Source organism: Stenotrophomonas sp. CS3K5 (assembly GCF_059515225.1).
The window spans coordinates 1-2,247 of sequence record NZ_JCAKRX010000023.1 but is presented as its reverse complement, the minus strand read 5'-3'; the positions used below and the strand labels follow the sequence as shown (position 1 = coordinate 2,247).

Here is a 2,247-nt window from a genome sequence, read left to right as displayed (position 1 = left end):
CGCAGCTTCCACGGCGGCGTTCAGCGCCAGAATGTTGGTCTGGAAGGCGATGCCGTCGATGACGCTGATGATCTCGGCGATCTTCTTCGAAGAGGCTTCAATGGCCGACATGGTGGTGACCACCTGGCCGACCACCTCGCCACCCTGCGAGGCAACGCCCTGGGCGCCGATGGCGAGCTGGTTGGCCTGGCGGGCGTGTTCGGCGTTCTGGCGCACGGTGGAGGTCAGTTCCTCCATCGAGGCGGCGGTCTCTTCCAGGTTGGCGGCCTGCTGCTCGGTGCGGCGCGACAGGTCGCTGTTGCCGGAGGCGATTTCGCCGGCGGCCAGAGTGATGCTGGAGGCGCTGGCCTGGATCTGGCCGACGATCTGGGTCAGCTGCGCGACGGTGGCGTTGGCGTCGTCACGCATGCGCGCAAACACGCCCTGGTAGTCACCGTGCATGCGTGCAGTCAGGTCGCCCTCGGCGATGGCCGACAGCAGCTGCGAGAGCTTGCCGAGGTTGTCATCGCTGACCGCCATCATCGCGTTGAGGTTTTCCAGCATGAGGCGGAAATCGTGATCGAAGCGCTGCGCATCGCCTCGGCGGCTGAAATCGCCTTCGGCAGCCGCACTGGCCAGCTGCTTGATCTCGGCGTTGATGCGGCCGAGGTTGGCCTTGACCGTATCGACGGTGGTGGTCATCGCCGCCTTCTCGCCCGGATAGCGCGCGATGTCGCGGCTGAGGTCGCCGACGGCGTATTGCTGCACTACGTCCAGCACATCGTGCAGGGTCTGCACGTGGCTGCCGACCAGGGCGTTGGTCTCCTGCACCATCAGGCCATACTCACCGGGGAAGGCGCGCGCGTCGATGCGGTAGCTCAACTCGCCACTCTCGTGCCGGCGGGCCATCTCACGCTGGCCGTTGATGACCGCGTGCAGCTGCTGCTGCATGCTCGACATGGCCTCCAGCAGGCGGCCCGGCTCGTCGTGTGGCTGCGGGCCGATGTGGCTGTCCAGCTTGCCACGGGCGATGCCTTCGGCGACGGCGGTGGCCTGTTTCAGCGGGCGCGCGATGCGATTGCCGATGACCCAGCTCAGCGCCAGCACGATCAGCACCAGCACGCCGCCGGCGACGGCCATGATGGCGGTGAACACCAGCGCCTGCTTCTGCACGTCGTCCAGGTAGACGCCGCTGCTGACCACCCAGTTCCAGGGCGCGAACAGGCCGGCGTAGGCGACCTTCTCGACCTCTCCCTTGCTGCCCGGCTTGGCCCAGCGGTAACTGACGAAGCCGCCGCCGGCCTTGGCCGCTTCCACCTGGTCGTAGTAGATGCGCACGCCATCGTCGGTGCGGAAGTCCTTCATGTCCTTGCCGACCAGGTCCTTGCGGAACGGATGCATCAGCAGGCGGTAGCCGGTGTCGTAGAGGTTGAAGTAGTACGCATCATTGTCGGCGCGCATCACTTCCAGTGCCTGCAATGCCGCCGCCTTGGCGGCGTCTTCGCTGAGCTCGCCGGTGGTGGCCAGGCGGTGGTAGTGCTGCAGGATGCCGTAGCTGAGTTCGACCTGGGTCTTCAGCGCGGTCTTGCGGGTCTCGGTGAGGTCCAGGTACTGCATGCGGGCGGCGATCACCGACAGCGCGATCACGCCGAGCGCGATGAGCAGCGTCAGCAGGTTGAGCTTGCGCCGGACGGAGAGGTTGCTGAAGTAGTGTTGCCAGCGATGCAGGAGATTCATCGAGCAGGACCAGGTTGAAGCGGGCGGGCGGCGCCGAGCCGGTCACGGCAGGACACACGGTGACAACCCCGTTATCGGCCGCGCGGGCGGGGGATTGAGCTGCGTCGTCCGAACGTATTCAGGTTTCCTTGCAGCGGCGGCTGCGGCGCTGCCTGCGGCAGGCTTTGGAAGCAACAGCAACAGCAACAGCAACAGCAACAGCGGTTGGTCGGCGGTCACGGGTTGCGAGAAGGGCTTGGCCAGGGTGGGTTGGCGGGGGACGCCGTAAACCCGTCCTTGGGGGCTTGGCCGCGGCATCCATGCCGCGGACACCCCCGCCAACCCACCCTGGCCAGGCCCATTCGATATCCCGGTGTCGGACAGCAAGAGCGTTGGGTTTCCAAGTGGAAAGAGGGGTCAGATCCGTTTTCCTGCGGAAAACGGATCTGACCCCGGAAGCGATGCAGCTGTTGCTGTTGCTCTTCTTTCTTCAATCCGGGGTGGACGCGCACGGAACGTGTCCGTGGCCGGGAGGGTGGGTTGCGCAGGGGC

Annotated in this window: 1 protein-coding gene; it reads right to left on the bottom strand. The window is 66.0% G+C overall.

Annotation, left to right across the window (positions count from 1 at the left end; all coding sequences use genetic code 11):
* On the bottom strand, positions 1-1,716 hold a 1,716-nt coding region (locus AC5YGJ_RS20290), incomplete at its 3' end, for a methyl-accepting chemotaxis protein (RefSeq protein WP_496187560.1).
* Between the last annotated feature and the right edge of the window lie 531 nt (positions 1,717-2,247).